The 17,362-nt window shown below is 57.3% G+C and carries 11 protein-coding genes and 2 pseudogenes; 6 read left to right on the plus strand and 7 right to left on the minus strand.

All coding sequences use genetic code 11. The annotated features are described in order from the left end of the window. Nucleotides 1-189 precede the first annotated feature (189 nt). Nucleotides 190-1,083 carry a formate dehydrogenase accessory sulfurtransferase FdhD gene (locus AC0L7S_RS11170; protein ID WP_473470958.1) on the plus strand — a complete coding sequence of 298 codons (894 nt, stop codon included), beginning with the start codon at nt 190-192 and terminating at the stop codon, nt 1,081-1,083. Continuing rightward, nucleotides 1,073-1,702, plus strand: a complete 630-nt coding sequence (gene mobA / locus AC0L7S_RS11175; protein ID WP_473470959.1) for a molybdenum cofactor guanylyltransferase MobA — start codon at nt 1,073-1,075, stop codon at nt 1,700-1,702. Before AC0L7S_RS11170 ends, mobA begins: the two co-directional genes overlap by 11 nt. A 32-nt stretch (nt 1,703-1,734) precedes the next feature. On the opposite strand, the gene AC0L7S_RS11180 is transcribed toward mobA, so the two are convergent. The 5 genes and pseudogenes from AC0L7S_RS11180 to AC0L7S_RS11200 form a co-directional block, all read right to left on the minus strand. After that, complete coding sequence (locus AC0L7S_RS11180; protein WP_473470961.1) at nt 1,735-3,687, minus strand: molybdopterin biosynthesis protein; 1,953 nt, start codon at nt 3,685-3,687, stop codon at nt 1,735-1,737. A gap of 8 nt (nt 3,688-3,695) precedes the next feature. Beyond that, entirely contained in the window at nt 3,696-4,826 is a 1,131-nt protein-coding gene (locus AC0L7S_RS11185) for a molybdopterin-binding protein (protein ID WP_473470962.1), read from the minus strand. Nucleotides 4,827-4,995: 169 nt separating this feature from the next. After that, nucleotides 4,996-5,831 (minus strand): annotated as a pseudogene (locus tag AC0L7S_RS11190) (ABC transporter substrate-binding protein). A 22-nt stretch (nt 5,832-5,853) separates the two neighbouring features. Next, the gene (locus tag AC0L7S_RS11195; protein WP_473474265.1) at nt 5,854-6,576 is read right to left on the minus strand and encodes an ATP-binding cassette domain-containing protein; all 723 of its coding nucleotides are present in this window, start codon (nt 6,574-6,576) and stop codon (nt 5,854-5,856) included. Beyond that, a complete protein-coding gene (locus AC0L7S_RS11200) occupies nt 6,576-7,271 on the minus strand; it encodes an ABC transporter permease (RefSeq protein WP_473474266.1) in 696 nt (231 codons plus the stop codon). Before AC0L7S_RS11200 ends, AC0L7S_RS11195 begins: the two co-directional genes overlap by 1 nt. Nucleotides 7,272-7,361: 90 nt before the next feature. On the opposite strand from AC0L7S_RS11200, the gene AC0L7S_RS11205 reads away from it, so the two are divergent. Further along, nucleotides 7,362-8,255, plus strand: a complete 894-nt coding sequence (locus tag AC0L7S_RS11205) for a substrate-binding domain-containing protein (RefSeq protein ID WP_473474267.1) — start codon at nt 7,362-7,364, stop codon at nt 8,253-8,255. Between the two features lie 248 nt (nt 8,256-8,503). Here AC0L7S_RS11205 and AC0L7S_RS11210 read toward each other — a convergent pair whose 3' ends face one another. Next, nucleotides 8,504-10,219 carry an APC family permease gene (locus AC0L7S_RS11210; RefSeq protein ID WP_473470963.1) on the minus strand — a complete coding sequence of 572 codons (1,716 nt, stop codon included), beginning with the start codon at nt 10,217-10,219 and terminating at the stop codon, nt 8,504-8,506. Between the two features lie 525 nt (nt 10,220-10,744). Between AC0L7S_RS11210 and AC0L7S_RS11215 the strand changes: the two genes are divergently transcribed. Continuing rightward, nucleotides 10,745-11,479, plus strand: a complete 735-nt coding sequence (locus AC0L7S_RS11215) for an SDR family oxidoreductase (RefSeq protein ID WP_473470964.1) — start codon at nt 10,745-10,747, stop codon at nt 11,477-11,479. An 83-nt stretch (nt 11,480-11,562) separates the two neighbouring features. Further along, nucleotides 11,563-12,408 carry a fumarylacetoacetate hydrolase family protein gene (locus AC0L7S_RS11220; RefSeq protein WP_473470965.1) on the plus strand — a complete coding sequence of 282 codons (846 nt, stop codon included), beginning with the start codon at nt 11,563-11,565 and terminating at the stop codon, nt 12,406-12,408. A gap of 102 nt (nt 12,409-12,510) precedes the next feature. Here the strand turns inward: AC0L7S_RS11220 and polA are convergent, their stop codons facing one another. Further along, a complete protein-coding gene (polA, locus tag AC0L7S_RS11225) occupies nt 12,511-15,471 on the minus strand; it encodes a DNA polymerase I (protein ID WP_473470966.1) in 2,961 nt (986 codons plus the stop codon). Nucleotides 15,472-15,971: 500 nt separating this feature from the next. Between polA and AC0L7S_RS11230 the strand changes: the two are divergent. Beyond that, a pseudogene (locus AC0L7S_RS11230) lies at nt 15,972-17,356 on the plus strand (M20/M25/M40 family metallo-hydrolase). Nucleotides 17,357-17,362 lie beyond the last annotated feature (6 nt).

The raw sequence follows: 17,362 nt of genomic DNA on the forward strand, positions 1-17,362 counted from the left end.
ATCTACACCACTGGATGATCGTGCGCGAGCATTTTTCATGCTGTTGTGCACGCGAATTGAAGAACGGATGAGACATCGAAACGCGCTAATTCGTTGTTTTCTACGTGATTTGGAGCCGTCATTCGGTTTCCACTTCTGCCGGAATTGCTTTAGGAAGCGACCAAGCGTCGAACATCATGCGAGAATGCCATGAACGAAATCACTAGCCGATCCGCTAACGCGATCATCATGCCCAATCCCGGCGATCCGTTGCTGACCGAGCGCGTTGCCGGTGTTGATCACAATGGCGAGGAAATTTCTGTCAATGTACCGGTCGAGCGCGCACTGACGCTCTATCTGAATGCGCAGGAGATCGTCACCATGATGACGATCAACGATTATCCAGATTATCTGGCCATCGGATATCTGCTCAACCAGAATATGCTGAAGCCGGATGATGTGGTGACGGCGGTCGATTATGACGGCGATTTGCAGGTGGCGGTCGTTCGCACGGAGCATGGCACCAATTTCGAGCAGAAACTGAAAAAGAAGACGCTGACGTCCGGTTGCGCGCAGGGCACGGCATTTGGCGACCTGCTTGAAGCCATCGGCGATATTGTCTTGCCCGAGGCGCAACTGCGCACATCCTGGCTCTATGAGATGACGCGTGCGATCAATACCACGCCGTCGCTTTACCTGGAGGCTGGCGCCATTCATGGTTGCGTGTTGTGCAGGCAGGGCCAGCCGGTGTGCTACATGGAAGATGTCGGACGCCATAATGCGGTTGACAAGATTGCCGGATGGATGCGCGTCAATCATGTCGATCCGGCAGACAAGATTTTGTACACGACAGGCCGCCTGACCTCGGAAATGATCATCAAGACGGTAAGGATGGGGATTCCCATTCTCGTATCACGTTCGGGCTTTACGGCGTGGGGCGTGGAACTGGCCAAACAGGTTGGCTTGACCCTGATTGGTCGTGCGCGAGGCAAAAGGTTTGCCGCGCTGTCGGGACAGGAGCGGATCGTTTTCGATCAGGATTTGGCGCTTGTACAAGAAGAGCCGTCGCGCAGTCGGCGCAAGGGCGGTCGCGATGATGGGTGATCTACTACCGACTATTGGTGTGGTGCTGGCCGGTGGTTTGGCTCGGCGCATGGGTGGCGGCGACAAGCCGATGCGACGCATTGCGGGGCGCACCATTCTCGATCACGTCATCGACCGTTTCGCGCCCCAATGCGATGGGCTGATCATCAACGCAAATGGTGATCCGGCGCGCTTTTCTTCCTTCAAACTGCCGGTGGTTGCCGATAACGTAGCTGACAATCCCGGACCGCTGGCTGGTGTGCTTGCAGCACTCGACTGGGTGGCTGAGACGCGACCGGGAGTTGAATGGGTTGCCAGCGTGGCTGGCGATTGCCCGTTCCTGCCTCGCGATCTGGTTGAAAATTTTCATCAAGCGCGAGCCAGCCAGGGTGCCGAACTCGCTGTTGCTGCATCAGGCGGCAGGTCGCATCCGGTTGTCGGTCTTTGGCGTGTCGATTTGCGTGAGGATTTGCGCTATGCGCTGGTCGTTGAAGACATGCGCAAGATCGACCGTTGGACCGGGCGTTACCGGCTTGCCACGGTGTCGTGGCCGGTGGAGCCGGTCGATCCGTTTTTCAACGCCAATACGACTGACGATCTGGCCGAGGCGGAGAGACTAGCCGAACGCATAGCGGACTGATTGCCCATTTTCCCCGGGATTGCTTCAGTCGGTCAGGCAGGGGTGAACCCGACACGGACCAGTGCGGCGCGGCAAGCGTTTGAAGTCAGGGCTTCAAGGAACGCGGTGACGGCGGGCCGCGTTTTTCGGGCTGTCACCAATGCGAAATCGTAATGTTCTTCGGTCAGTGCAATGAAGCCCAGTCCAGACGCCTTGGCTACGGGTTCAATGGTCACACCCCAATCGGCGCGCTTTTGCGCAACTGCGGTTGCAACCGCGTTGTGCGAACGCGGCTGATACCAATAACCTTCGGGCCGTGCGCTACCCAGCAATTTGTCGATCAGGATACGCGTGCCAGCACCCTGATTTCGATTGACCATCAGGCAATGTGGATCGAGCAGCGCGGCGGCAATGGCGTCCTTCGCATCAAGCCCTTCAAAGCGTTGATCACCCGACCGGAAAACGATCCCCTGCATACGCCGCCAGCCGGGCACAAGTTCGAGCTCCTGCGTCAGGAATGGCGCGTTGTAGGTTCCGCTATTTTCATCGAACAAATGGATCGGCGCGAGATCGCATTCGCCGCGGCGTGCAGCAGCCAGTCCGCCAAGACTGCCGACAGAGAGTGAACGTGCTGCAAATCCGGAGCGGGTGAGGGGAGCCAGCACCTGATCCAGCCCAATGCAGTGACTGCCGATGATAACCAGATCCGGAACACGCACATGTGGTGTGAACAGCGTCACCTCGGTTGTGGTGTTTGCAGCGACATGGTCGGCCAAGGCATCGACGCGAATGAAACCGTCGGCTTGCGCAAACGAGGTTATCGCACCCGAACCCTTGCCGGTTGGATAGGCGACAAAGCCATCATTGCCTTCGACCAATGAGACCATCACGAATTCGGCACGACCCAGTTCGGACGCGACCCGCAGCGGGAGCCGTGCTGTTACTTGCGCTTCCGCTCTGGGTGGCAGACCCGCCATGCGACGCAGGACCGGTACGATCATGTCGTGAAAGGTGAACATTGCCGAAGTTGGAAAGCCTGGCAGGATAATGACAGGTTTGCCATTGCAGACGGCAAGGCAGAGTGGTTTGCCCGGCTTTAATGCCACGCCATGTGCAATGATGCCGGGATTGCCAAGGCGCGACACGATGCGGTGGGTTATGTCGCCAGCCCCTTTCGAAGTGCCGCCCGAGAGGATCAGCATGTCAAAGTTGGCCAATGCGTCTCGCATGACCCTTTCCAGTGCCTTTTCTTCATCTGGAACGGCACCGAGAAATGTCGCTTCACCACCGTTTTCAGTGACTGATGCGCTGATGATGGCGCCGTTGGTGTCGTAGATGGCAGCCGGGCGCAAAGGTTTTCCCGGCTGAACCAGTTCATCGCCGGTTGACAGGATGGCGACGCGGGGCTTGCGGGCAACCGTCGCGCTGTCCATGCCACAGGCCGCCAGCATGCCGATCTCGCGCGAGCCGATCACCGTGCCGGCGCGAAGCAAGACTTCGGCTCGTGCGATATCGGAACCGGCGAATGAAATGAACTGGCCGGGGTTGGCGCTGCGCTGAACCGAGATACTGCCATTGGAAGCCTGTTCGGTATGTTCAATCATGATAACGGCGTCGGCCCCGCGCGGTATCGGACCACCGGTGGCAATCGGCGTTGCGGTTTTCTTGAGTACCTCCTGGCGAGGCATGACACCACAGGCAATTGTCTCGTCATTGAGGGCGAGTTCCGATGGCTGTGCCTGGCTGACTGACGCAAGGTCTGCCGAACGCACCGCAAAACCATCGACATTGGAGCGGTCAAATGGCGGTACATCAACTGGCGCGACAACATCCAGCGCCAGCGCCAACCCGATCGCGCTTGCCAAGGGCTTTTCCTCACTTAACAGGTCGCGAGGAAAAAGGGCTGCTTCGAAACGCGTCAGCGCTTCTTCGCGCGACAGGATGTCGAGGAATTGTTCTTGATTGATGCCACGGTTTTCGGGCGGCGAATGAGGAGCCTTGGTCATGGTCGAGTTCAGCCGATATCGCGAAGGGGCAGGGCACCTATAGGCGTGCCTGCGGGATAGCCTTCGCTGTTGTCAGAAATGGTGAGCCAAGCATCGGCAAGTGCGATGTGTTCCAGCGAAATGGTGCCGATTGCAAGGGGCACCCATGTTTCGTCCTTCTGCTGAAGGAGGACGGTTTCAGCAATGCCAATGGCCGATGAGATTTTTCTCGCCAATGGCAGCACCGTTTTGTTTCGGGTGAGCCGTCCAGATAAGTGGTCGATAACCGGCTGGACAATTGCCAGATAAGCACCAAGAGCTTGTCCGGGTGTGCCCGGCAAGGCGATGGCTGAAATGTCCCCAATCTTGGCAATGGCAGTTGTTCTGCCCGGTCGAAGCGCGATGCCGTGTGCCACAAGTTTGCCGCGTGCGCCAAGTCCCACTGCGGCTATGTCCGTGCGCCCGTCACCAGTGCCGCCTACCAAGACGAACAGATCGCACGGCTCGCCTTCCAGTGCGGCGGCAAGTAAATCTCCATCGCGCGCTACGTGCTGGTTGGCGATGAGATGCGCACCATCGGATTGCAGACTTGCCGCAATGAGATGCGTGGTTGTCTGGCATTCATCGGGGGCGGCTACATCAATCAGGCGCACCAGAGGGCGTTTTACCGCGACATGGTCCAGTCCGGCACCGCGCGCGACAAGCAGGTCGAGGCTGGTCAGGCGTTGTCCGCGCTTGATAATGGAGCGTCCGGCGGGGATGTCTTCGCCGGTGCGGCGTATACCTTGTCCGGGAATGGCATCGGCAAGCACCTGAACAATCGGCCCGGTAAATTCGACCTGTGTCGTCTCGATCACGCAGTCGCAACCGTCAGGCATGCGCTCACCCGTTTCCACCCACAACGGCGCGCCAGTCAGGGGAATGGGCGAATAAGAAGAAGCTCCGGCAAGGGCGTTGGCATGAAAGGCATAACCATCAATTGCCGCCGTATCGAAAGCCGGCACAGGCGCGGCCAAAGGTGCCATTTCGGCGGCCACCAATCCGGTTGCCTCCGCTAGCGGCACATTCATTGGGGCCACCGGTGAAAGGTGGTCGAACAGCGCCTCAACAACCTTGGTCAGGCTTGTCAGGACGTCGATTGATGGGTGTGCAATCATCATGGGAGATGAATGGCCGGTTGCGTTCAGCTTTGCAACCGGTCTTCGCACCGTGTTATCGCCGATTGAACCGGGCCGATTGAGCCGGCAAGTCGCCCCGGTTTGTGCGTTGGGTAAACCGGGGCGGAAAGCCAGCTTTCATTTTTCGTGGATTTGTATGGCGATCGTGGGATCAGGAACGCGACTTTTCGGCATTGCCGAAGAACAGTTGCTGACCGTCGATCTTGTAAGCATCAATTGCCTGCTGACCCTCATCCGAGATCAGCCAGTCGATAAATTCCTGCCCAAGCTTTGCCTTAACATTGGGGAATTTCTCAGGATTGACGAGCATTACACCATATTGATTGAACAGGCGCTTGTCGCCCTGCACCATGATTTCAAGGTCACCGCGATTTTTGAAGGCCAGCCATGTGCCCCTGTCCGACAAGACGTAGGCATTCATCGAACTTGCTGTGTTGAGTGCGGCCCCCATGCCTTGCCCGATTGCGCGGTACCATTCGCCCGGCGCTGGATCGACGGCAACGCCAGCGGCCTTCCAGAGCCTGAGTTCAGCCGAATGGGTGCCTGATCTGTCGCCTCGTGACACAAAGGGTGTGGCTTTTTACTTATCGCGACAAGTGCGGCGGCAATGTCACTGTTTCCCTTGACGCCAGCGGGGTCGGACTTTGGGCCGATCAGAACGAAATCATTGTACATGACGTCGTAGCGCTTGACGCCAAATCCCTCGGTAAGGAATTTTTCCTCCTGAGCCTTTGCATGAACGAAGACAACGTCGGCATCACCACGTCGTCCGGTATCGAGCGCCTTGCCGGTGCCTTGCGCGATCACCTTGACGTCGATGCCTGTCTTTTCCTTGAACAGCGGCAGGATGTGGCCGAACAGTCCGGAATCCTGCGTGGATGTGGTTGAGGACACAATGATCGAATTTTCGGCCGCAAAGGCGGTCACACTGCCAAAGGTGAGAAAGGCAAGGGCGGTGATGGTGGAAAAGAGTCGGCGGTTCAGCATTTTGCACTCCATTTGCAGACAATCAGATGACTAAATTACCGCGTATGAACGCCGCGGCTTCCGGTGTTGTGGGCCGTTCAAAGAAGTCTTCGGTGCTGGCCCTCTCGCACAGGTTTCCCCGAACCAGAAAGACGATATCGTCGGCGATACGGCGGACCTGCCCGAGATCGTGGGAGGCCATGACAATCTTGATTCCGGTCTGGGCGGCGGCGAGGATGATCTCTTCAACGCTGCGTGTAGCTGCGGGATCGAGATTGGCTGTCGGCTCATCAAGCAAAAGCACTTCAGGGTTGCGTGCCAGTGCGCGTGCCAGTGCAAGCCGTCGCTGTTCGCCACCGGACAGGCAACGGGCTGGTCGTGATGCCAGATGTTGAAGACCGACACGCTCCAGCAGCTCCTCTATCCGTGCTGCGCGCAAGTGGCGCGGGCACGCCGCTTGCGCCAGCCCGTAGGCGACATTGGCAGCGGCTGAGCGCGCCAGCATGACCGGCTTCTGGAACAGCATGGCGCGGCGCGTCATGGCCGAATCGTTGCGGCCACCCCAAGTAATGCGCCCTTGAGACGGTACGACAAGCCCCATGCACAGGCGTAGCAGCGACGTTTTCCCGGCGCCATTCGGGCCGACGATCAGGGTCGGCGTTCCCGATGTTATCTCGAAGCTCAATTGATCGAGCAATGTCGTTGCATTGACGGTGAGGGAAACGCGGTCGAGGACAAGCGGGAGGTCGCTTGAAGGTGCGCGCATCATCCGCCCGCCCGTTGCTCGGACCACATCCGCACGCCCCAGGCCGCAGCATTGATCGTCAAGATGAGGCTTATGAGAATGATGCCCAGGCCCATCGCCAGCGGCAGATCGCCTTTTGAGGTTTCGAGGGCGATGGCGGTGGTCATGGTGCGGGTGAAGCCGTCAATATTTCCACCGACGATCATAACGGTGCCGACTTCGGCCGCGGCCCGGCCAAAGCCTGCAAGCAAGGTGGTAATCAGGCTGTAACGGCTGTCCATCAACAGGGTCGCTACGCGTCTGGCAGGTCCGACACCCATCGCGGTCAGTTCGTCGCGATATTCGCTCCACAGGTCTTCGACCGTCTGGCGCGTCAAGGCAGCAATGATCGGAATGACCAGAAGCGCCTGGGCGATGATCATGGCAAGCGGCGTAAAGAGAATGCCGAAGGTGCCAAATGGGCCTGAACGCGACAGAAGCAAATAGACCGTCAATCCGACGACCACCGGCGGCAAGCCCATGAAGCCGTTGATGAGGACGATCAGGAAGGTTCGCCCGCGAAAGCGCGTCAAAGCCAGTAATGCGCCAAGCGGCAATCCAACGACGACGGCAATCGCTACAGCCGAGAGGCTGACGAAGAGAGATAGGCGAACGATCGCGAAAAGTGTCGCGTCGCCGCTTGCAATGAGTTGCCATGCATTCAAGCCGTTGGGCATCATGTTCTCCGAACAATCGCCCTTTTTTGCAACAATTCCGTATGTGTCAATGTTTGAATTCTAGAGCATTATATGCAAGTAAATGCAGGTATGGAACTACTGACAACAGCGGAAGCGGCCGACTATTTGCGGCTTGGAGAGCGCAAGCTTTACGAGCTTGTGGCAAACAACGCGGTCCCGTGCAGCAAGGCGACGGGCAAGTGGCTATTTCCGCGCCATGAACTCGACCGTTGGGTGCTATCGGGATTGATGCAGCCGATGGGAATGATGTCGGCTGATGCGCCGCCAATCGTTGGCGGCAGTCAGGACGATTTGCTGGAATGGAGTTTGCGCCAATCCGGTTCTGGTCTCGCTTCATTGACCGAGGGAACCGAAAGCGGGGTAGGGCGCTTGTTGCGTGGTGAGGTTGCTGCGGCGGCAATCCATTTCCACGCAGATGACAGTTGCGAGGAACGGCAAGACAGCGCCAACATTGCTGCGGTGCGTGCGATGCCGAAACTTCATGACGCGGTGCTGGTTGCGTTTGCCAGGCGTGAACAAGGCTTGTTACTGCCTCCGGGAAACCCTCAACAGTTGCATAGTCTTGTCGATGTGCTCACTACGGGGGCCAGGATGGCAGTGCGGCAACCGGGTGCGGGTGCGCGGATGCTTCTGGATGTACTTCTCAAGCGGATATCGGCAAATCATGGAGAGTTGCGACGGCTTGATCCACCTTGTCCAAGCGGGCGCGATCTTGCTGCCGCTGTCGAGACGGGCAAGGCCGATTGTGGCATCGCAACCCGCTCGGCGGCTCTGGCGGCAAGGCTGGATTTTGTCCCGCTTGTCTGGGAGGATTTTGATCTCCTGATGCGCCAGCGGACATATTTTCAAGCTCCGCTCCAATCACTTTTGACCTTCATGTCGCGCGGTCTGGTCAAAGCACAGGCGACAGAGCTTACCGGTTACGATTGTACCGATATCGGTCGAATTCGCTTTTCCAGTTAGTGCCTGTCGCCCAAAAGTGTGCAGCGGTTTTTCAGACAACGACATGCACAAAAACAAGGGCTTAAAGCACCCTGCATGAATCCCTTTAGACGCGATGTGCTTTAAAAGGAGAGGTGCCCTCTCCAAGCTGTGGAGTGCGGAGGCGGCGAGGCCAATTTACGCCCGTAAAAACAACTACCCCCGCCAGATGAGGCGGGGGTAGTGAAAGCCACAAGAGGGGTTGTATGGCTTTGAGGGAACGAGCGCTGCTACAAGACGAAGATCCAGTTGGCCAGAAGCACGACGGCAAAGCCCGCTGCCAGTGTGAGGTAAGGCAACATGCCAGCCTTGCGGTTGCGCAATTCGTCTTGCGTGATGCCGAGATCGTCGAGCATGTGAACCGGGAACCTTCCACGATCCTGCACATAGTGCCGGAAGCAGAATACCGGGATGATCAATGATGCGGCAATCAGGCCTGCCCATAGCGCCCACGGATTCCAGACCTTTGCGCCGGCGCCCATGAACATGGCATTGACGAAGGAGAGCATGCAGCCGATAGCGATCAGGATGGTGGGTGCGCGCCATGGCCGCGCAATATGGCCATTGTCGATGCGATGAATCCAGCCGGCATTGAGGTTCAGAAAATTGAATATGATGTAACCGCAATTCGACACGGCAAGGATGAAGAAGAAGCTCCCAGCGTCGGCACAGGCGATAGCCAGAATGCCGAGATTGAAAACGAGGTCGGTCCACATAGCCCTGGTTGGCGCGCCATGCTCGTTTACATGCGTAAGATAGCGCGGCAACCAACCGTCGACCGAACCTTGATACAAGGTGCGGGAAGACCCGGCCATGGCCGTATTGATGGCCAGCATGAGAGCCAGGATCATCAACATGATCATGATCGTTGTGACGAAGCCTGAGCCACCGACCATTTGGGCCATGGCCTGACCGACACCCGAACCGTCGACGATAGAGTCCGAAAGCATGCCTTCAAGACCGAGGACACCCTGGAAGGTGAAAGGCACGAGTGTATAAAGCAGCAGGCACAGAAGCCCCGAATAAAGAATTGCCCGGACCGTATCGCGGCCCGGATCCTTGAATTCGCTGGTGAAACAGATCGAGGTTTCAAATGCATAAGCCGACCATGCGGCGATGAACATTCCGCCAAATACCAAGGTCCAGCCGGAGATGTTCCATTCGCCGGGCGCGCGCGCATAGGCTTCGGCAAGCGGGACAAATGGTGTGTAATTGTCCCAGTTGATCTGGCCGGTGATGATGGGAACGATGCCGACGATCAGCATCGGAATGATGACTGCCAGGCCAATATATTTCTGGACGTTGGCTGTGCTCAAAATGCCCCGATGCTGGATGGCAAAGGTGATGAGCATCAGTACCACGCCAATCATGAAGACGGCATTGAATGAGAAATGGACGGGACCAAGCGAGCCGCTATACAGCGTCCAGTCGCGTATGGCAGGCGTTCCTGCTGCGGTCAGTGCGGCAACGGCGTCGGCAGCGGCTTTGCCCGCATTGGCGGGGTCGGCAAGCCATGCGACAACTTCAGGAGACGTGTCGGAAAAGCCCGGAATTGGCGCGAACACATTGAGGAGATATGCCGCCGCAATGGAGCAACCCAACGATAGCACCGGGGTCCATGCCAGCCAGTTGCACCAGACGGAGAGCGGCGCGATGAATTTTGAATAGCGCAACCATGCTGTTGCGCCATAGACAGAAGCGCCGCCGGATTTACTGGGAAAGAGGCCGGCGATTTCTGCGTAGGTACATGCCTGAATGAGACCGAAGACAACCGACACGATCCAGATGACATAGGCAGGAATGCCGACGGTGCCAGCAATGCCACCGATGGAAAAGAGAACGAGTGCTGGCACTCCGCTCGCTACCCAGAACGCTCCACGCCAATCAATCGTCCTTTGAAGTTGGTGCCCGGACGTCGCCGGAATCGCATCCGCGATACTGCTCATTGGTAATCCTCCCCGATTTTCGTCAGATTCATCTGGTGCCGCCGCATCGACGGCCCATGTCAAAGCGCGCCTGTCAGATGTTTCCAGGTAGTTGCATTTTTTTCCCTCAAGTGAACATGCCACAACCATTCCGCCCGTCAAGCGAATTATTGAAGGTGCGTGACAAAGTGAGGCCTCTTCGCTTGTGCGAACCAGCGATGGCTGCAACTGAAGGAATGGCTTGTGTTGTAGTGAAAAACCGGATGAATTTCAGGAAGTCGGCCGCAGATATTCGCAAATTCTTGCATGAATTCAAAGGCCGGGTAGGCGTCACCGTTGCATATGGCCATGCAAATTGCCACGGCTACCCACAAGTCAGGGTGCTCTAATGCCTGTGGAGTGGAACTGCCTGCCTTGGAGCAGGCGTCACTGTTATCCACACAATGGATTGGCGTGGAAAATTCTTTCTGGCAGACAATATTTCCGCATAGAGTGTTGCCGGCGCGACCGGCTCACCTGAAAACTGACAAAGGAGATCATGGTGTCATGAGTACACTTGCGGGCAAAATTGTCGTTGTGACAGCGGCAGGACAGGGGATTGGCCGGGCGAGTGCGCTTGCGTTTGCGGCAGCAGGCGCCAAGGTGCACGCCACTGACATCAACGAGAAGGCTTTGGCTGATCTTGTGGCAACAGTGCCCGATATCATTGCCAGTCGGCTGGATGTGCTTGACGCTCAGGCTGTGACAACGGCATTCGCCGCTATCGGGCAGGTGGATGTCTTGTTCAACTGTGCGGGCTTCGTCCATTCGGGCTCGATCCTTGAGATGCAGGAGGGCGACCTCGAATTTGCACTCGACCTCAATGTGCGTGCGATGGTGCGCACCATCCGCGCGGTGCTACCGGGAATGCTGGAGCGTGGCGAAGGGTCCATCATCAACATGTCCTCGGTGGCTGGCAGCGTGAAGGGCGTGCCCAATCGCTTTGCTTATGGGATCACCAAGGCGGCCGTGATCGGCCTGACCAAAGCGGTAGCGGCCGACTTCGTGAGCAAGGGCATACGCTGCAATGCTATCTGCCCCGGTACGGTGGAAAGCCCCTCGCTGGAAGGGCGAATGCGTGCGCAGGGAGATTACGAGACGGCGCGCGCTGCATTCATTGCACGCCAGCCAATGGGGCGATTGGGCGTACCGGAGGAGATTGCCGACCTTGCCGTCTATCTGGCAGGTGCCACCTATACCACGGGCCAAGCCTACAATATCGACGGCGGCTGGTCGATCTGAGGGGAGCTCCTTTGACGTATATATCACCACGCACGAGCAGGTTTGCATAAGGCCGCTTGGCCGATAATCAGGAGAGAATTTTCATGAAATTATTGCGTTATGGCGAGACGGGAGCGGAAAAACCCGGCCTTCTCGATAGCAACGGCGCTCTGCGCGACCTTTCGGGTCATGTTGCCGACATTGGCGGAGTCGCACTTGACCCCTCGTCACTGGCGACATTGGCGAAGCTTGATGCGAAGACATTGCCGGCGGTTTCGGGCACACCGAGGCTCGGTCCTTGCGTGGCCGGCGTCGGCAAATTCATCTGCATCGGGCTCAACTATTCCGATCATGCGGCCGAGACCGGCGCTAGCGTGCCTTCCGAGCCGATCATCTTCATGAAGGCATCATCAGCCATCATTGGTCCTGATGACGACGTGGTGATCCCGCGCGGATCCGAGAAGACCGACTGGGAGGTTGAACTGGGGGTCGTTATTGGTAGGACGGCCAAATATGTTTCCGAAGCTGATGCACTGGATCATGTCGCCGGTTACTGCGTTGCCCATGACGTGTCGGAGCGCGCCTTTCAGACTGAGCGGCAAGGCCAATGGACCAAGGGAAAGAGCTGCGACACGTTCGGCCCGATCGGTCCGTGGCTGGTGACGAAAGATGAAATCGCCGATCCGCAACAGCTGAAAATGTGGTTGAACGTGAACGGCCAGGCAATGCAGAACGGCTCGACGAAGACCATGGTCTACGGCGTTGCCCACCTGGTTTCCTATCTCAGCCAATTCATGAGCCTGCACCCTGGCGATATCATCTCCACCGGCACACCTCCCGGTGTGGGTATGGGCATGAAACCGCCTCGCTACCTGATATCTGGTGACGTGGTCGAACTCGGTATCGAGGGCCTCGGCACCCAGAAGCAGACCATCAAAGCCGACCTATAGCAAGACGGAAACTTTGTGCGAATATGTGCAGCACTTGTCGGTTCCTGCACGATCCGCAACGCCGTTGCGCGCTTCTCCTGAAATTGCTCTTGCATGTCGGTCTCAATGCGCCTCGTCCCAATTGTCGGCGGCGCGGGCATCGACTTGCAAGGGGACGGACAACGATACCGCAGGCATGGCAGCATTTTCCATCACATCGCGTATCACGGGAATGGTCGCTTCAACCTCGGCCTCGATCGTTTCAAAGATAAGTTCGTCATGGACTTGCAGCAGCATGCGCGCCGAAAGTCCGGCGTCCTGGAGTGCGCCATCCATTCGCACCATAGCGCGGCGAATGATATCGGCAGCGGTGCCTTGCAGGCGCGCATTGATCGAGGCGCGCTCATTGAAAGCACGTACCGAGGCATTGGGCGATTTGATTTCCGGGTAATGGATGCGCCGGCCAAACACGGTCTCAACGAAACCATGTTCACGGGCATAGGCCTTCGTTGTGTCGATATAATCGCGAATGCCGGGAAAACGCTCGAAATACTGCTTGATATAAGCGCCTGCTTCATCGCGCGGGATGGACAATTGATTGGCAAGGCCGAAGGCCGAGATGCCATAGATGATACCGAAGTTGATCGCCTTGGCGCGTCGGCGCACCTCGGAAGGCATCCCTTCGACCGGCACATTGAACATTTCGGAGGCGGTGATGGCGTGGATGTCGGCGCCATCGGCAAATGCCTGTTTGAGTTGCGCAATGTCGGCAACATGGGCAAGCACGCGCAGTTCGATCTGGCTGTAGTCGGCCGAAATCAGCTTGTTGCCCTTGTCGGCGACGAAAGCCGTCCTGATCTTTCGACCCTCCGTTGTGCGCACCGGGATGTTCTGCAAATTGGGATCGGAAGATGACAGTCGTCCGGTTGTCGTTGCCGCCAGCGCATAAGAGGTGTGGACGCGCCTGGTTTCAGGGTGGATGAAGCCGGGCAGGGCGTCGGTGTAGGTCGATTTCAATTTCGTCATCTGGCGCCAGTCGACGATCTTGCGCGGCAATTCGTGCCCCTCGGCGGCGAGGTCTTCCAGCAATTGCGCCGACGTCGACCATTGCCCGGTCTTGGTCTTGGAGCCGCCGGGCAACCCCATGCGGCCAAACAATATGTCACCGAGTTGCTTGGGAGAGCCGATGTTGATGCGCTCGCCGATGAGTTGATAAATCTCGTCTTCGAGGCGTGCAGCACCCTGGGCCAATTCGCCTGACAGTCTCGACAATATCTGCCGATCGACGGAGATGCCGCGCTGTTCCATCCTTGCAAGCACCGAAACCAGCGGCCGCTCCAACCGTTCATAAACGGAAACGACGCCCTTGGCGGCAAGACGCGGTTTCAGCACCTGCCAGAGCCGCAAAGTCACGTCGGCATCCTCGGCCGCGTAGGCGGTGGCCTTTTCGATATCGACTCTGGCGAACCCGATAAAATTCTTGCCGGAACCAGCGACTTCCTTGAAAGGTATGGTTTCATGGCCGAGCCACCGGTCCGCCAGCGCGTCCATGCCATGCCCGCCCGAGACGCCAGCGTCGAGAACGTAGGAAATCAGCATGGTGTCGTCATAGGACGCGACGTCAATGTCATGCCTGTTCATGATGACGAGGTCATATTTCAGGTTTTGCGCGATCTTGAGGACGGATCTGTCTTCCAGAAGGGGCTTGAGCGCGGCCAGCGCATCACGAACGGGTATCTGGTTTTCTACCAGTCCGCCTCCGAGCAGGTCATCTTGCCCGCTCATGTGGCCAAGCGGCACATAGGCTGCCCGACCTGCGCGGGTTGCCAGCGAAAAGCCGACCAGATCGGCCTGCATAGGGTCGAGAGATGTTGTTTCCGTGTCAAAGGCCACAACACCAGCTTCAAGGGCCTCGGCAATCCATGCCTGCAAGGTCGGCAAGTCACGAATACAGTGATAGGCGCTGGTGTCAATTTTGGCAGCTACGGCGGCCTCGGCGCGCGCAGCGGAAAGCTGCGAGGGCGAATTGCCGACCTCGGGCGGGAAAATCGACTGTTGCGATGCAGGTGAATTGTTCGTTTCCCCATTTGGGGTGGTAGCGGGTGTCTCTCCAGCCTCTATATCCGGTCCATGCACTGCGCCGTTTCGCTCAATCGCTACAGGCGTTGCGTCAACATTGGCGGCATCGGTTTCCGTCGCTTCCGCGACCCGGCGTGTCAGCGTTGTAAATTCCATCGTTTTCAGGAAACCGATGAGCTTTGGCCCATCCGGCGGCTGCAGCACGAAATCGGCAAGCCCTTCACTGTCGGCTACGGGTACATCTGTCTTCAACGTCACCAATTGGCGTGAAATACGCGCTTTTTCAGCGTTATCGATAATCGATTGCCGACGCTTTTCCTGTTTTATCTCGGAGGCGCGAGCCAAAAGCGTTTCAAGATCGCCAAATTGCTCAAGTAATAGGGCCGCCGTTTTCGGACCGATGCCCGGCACACCGGGAACGTTGTCGACCGAATCTCCAGTCAAGGCTTGCAGGTCGATCATTTTTTCAGGCGCTACCCCCCATTTTTCAATGACTTGGGGGATGTTGATCTCGCGATCTTTCATCGGGTCATACATGGAAACGGTCGGTCCGACCAACTGCATCAGATCCTTGTCGGAGGAAATGATGGTGGCATCGCCGCCCGCTTCTGTTGCCAGACGGCAATAGGTGGCGATCAGGTCGTCGGCCTCGAAGCCCTCCGTCTCGACACAGGGCAGGTTGAAAGCTCGGGTGGCTTCCCGGATCAGGCCGAACTGGGGAACCAGATCCTCCGGTGGGGCCGAACGGTTGGCCTTGTATTCAGGATAAAGCTCATTGCGGAAAGTCTTGGAGGAGTAGTCGAAAATGACCGCAAAATGGGTTGGCACCACACCGGCATTGGTGTTTCTGGCATCCAGCATCAGCTTCCACAGCATGTTGCAGAAGCCCGATACCGCACCGACGGGCATGCCATCCGATTTGCGGGTTAGCGGCGGGAGTGCGTGATAAGCCCGGAAGATGTAGCCGGAGCCGTCGACAAGGAAGAGATGATCGCCTTTTTTCATGGGACGAATGGATAGCGCGAGGAGGCGTTGGGGTCCATCGCAAAGGCAGAATCCTGATATTGATCCTCTGATATCCTGACATCGAAGCGCCGTTCACGCGTATGTTACAAACTTGTAATTATTACGCCCTTGAATCGCCACGTTCACAGCCACAGATATAGTTTATCGGCAATTTTCGCCGAAGTCCGGAGTAAGGCCCGTCCCCCGCCTATACCGGACAATGCGGCAGCCTATCCCCCTCTCCGGGCTGCCGCACCGTTTTGAGTGAAGCCGCCGTGGTTCCCCTCCGCCACGGCGGTATTTTTTTGCCATTTAAAAAGCTTGGAGCGGTATTTCCTTTTGTGCGGGGTTTTGTCTGGAAACCCACTTCCACTCTATCTCGTTGATTTCATGAAATTTCAGATGGAAACAGGTTTCCACTTTTCCTTGATTTGTTTTAGACTCTTTGAGTATCACCACACGGTCTGCACCGCCGCAGAATTGAAAGGCCTTGATAAAGAATGTCCGCAGTTTCCCCTGTTCTCGACCGTCTTGACCAGTCACTCGACCAAAGCTTGCAACGCTTATTCGATCTGCTCAGGATCAAGTCGATCTCGACCGACCCCGCTTATGCCGATGAGTGCCGCAAGGGTGCAAAGTGGTTGGTCGCTGACCTCGAAACCATTGGCTTCAGCGCAAGCGTTCGCGATACACCGGGTCATCCGATGGTGGTGGCGCATCACGATGGCCCCGCAGGTAGCCCGCATTTGCTGTTTTACGGCCACTATGATGTGCAGCCCGTCGATCCGGTGGAATTGTGGGACGATGACCCCTTCGCGCCTGAAGTGAAGGATGTCGAACCGGGCCGTAAAATCATCACCGGACGCGGGTCGGCTGATGACAAGGGCCAGTTGATGACCTTTGTGGAAGCATGCCGTGCGTGGAAGGACGTGCACGGCCAACTGCCCTGCAAGGTGACGCTTTTATTCGAGGGTGAAGAAGAATCCGGTTCCCCTTCATTGAAACCGTTTCTCGAAGCGAATGCGGCTGAATTGAAGGCCGATTTCGCGCTGGTCTGCGATACCGGCATGTGGGACAGGCAAACACCTGCCATCTCGACCGCGTTGCGTGGGTTGGTTGGTGAGGAGATCGTCATCAAGGCGGCAAATCGCGACCTGCATTCGGGTGAATTCGGGGTGCGGCGGCAAATCCGATCAGGATACTTTCCAAAATCCTTGCCGACATTCATGACGAAGATGGTGGCGTCACCATTCCAGGCTTTTATGACGGCGTCGAAGAAACGCCATCGCAAGTCTTGAAATCGTGGGAGTCTCTTGGCGAGACGGCCGACGACTTTCTTGGCCCGATCGGCCTGTCCATTCCGGCCGGTGAAAAGGGACGCTCTGTTCTGGAACTTGTCTGGGCACGGCCAACTGCGGAATTCAACGGCATCATTGGCGGTTATACCGGCAAGGGGTTCAAGACGGTGATTGCGGCACAGGCGTCGGCGAAGGTCTCGTTTCGTCTTGTTCACAAGCAGGACCCGGAGAAAATCCGGGCGGCGTTTCGCAAATTCGTCGAGGATCGGTTGCCAGCCGACTGCTCGGTCGAGTTCCACCCGCATGGCGGCTCACCGGCAATTCAGCTTTCCTATGACTCGCCATTTCTGACCAAGGCGAAAGAGGCGCTTTCAGATGAGTGGCCCAAGCCCGCGGTGATGATCGCGATGGGAGGTTCGATCCCGATTGTTGGAGATTTCCAGACTTACCTTGGCATGGAATCGCTGCTGGTGGGCTTTGGCCAGTCGGATGATCGCATTCATTCTCCCAACGAAAAGTATGAACTTTCTTCATTCCATAAGGGTCAGCGCTCATGGGCGCGTATCCTCGACGCGCTGACACGGTGATCAAGA

This window comes from Mesorhizobium sp. G2-6-1 (assembly GCF_055809095.1).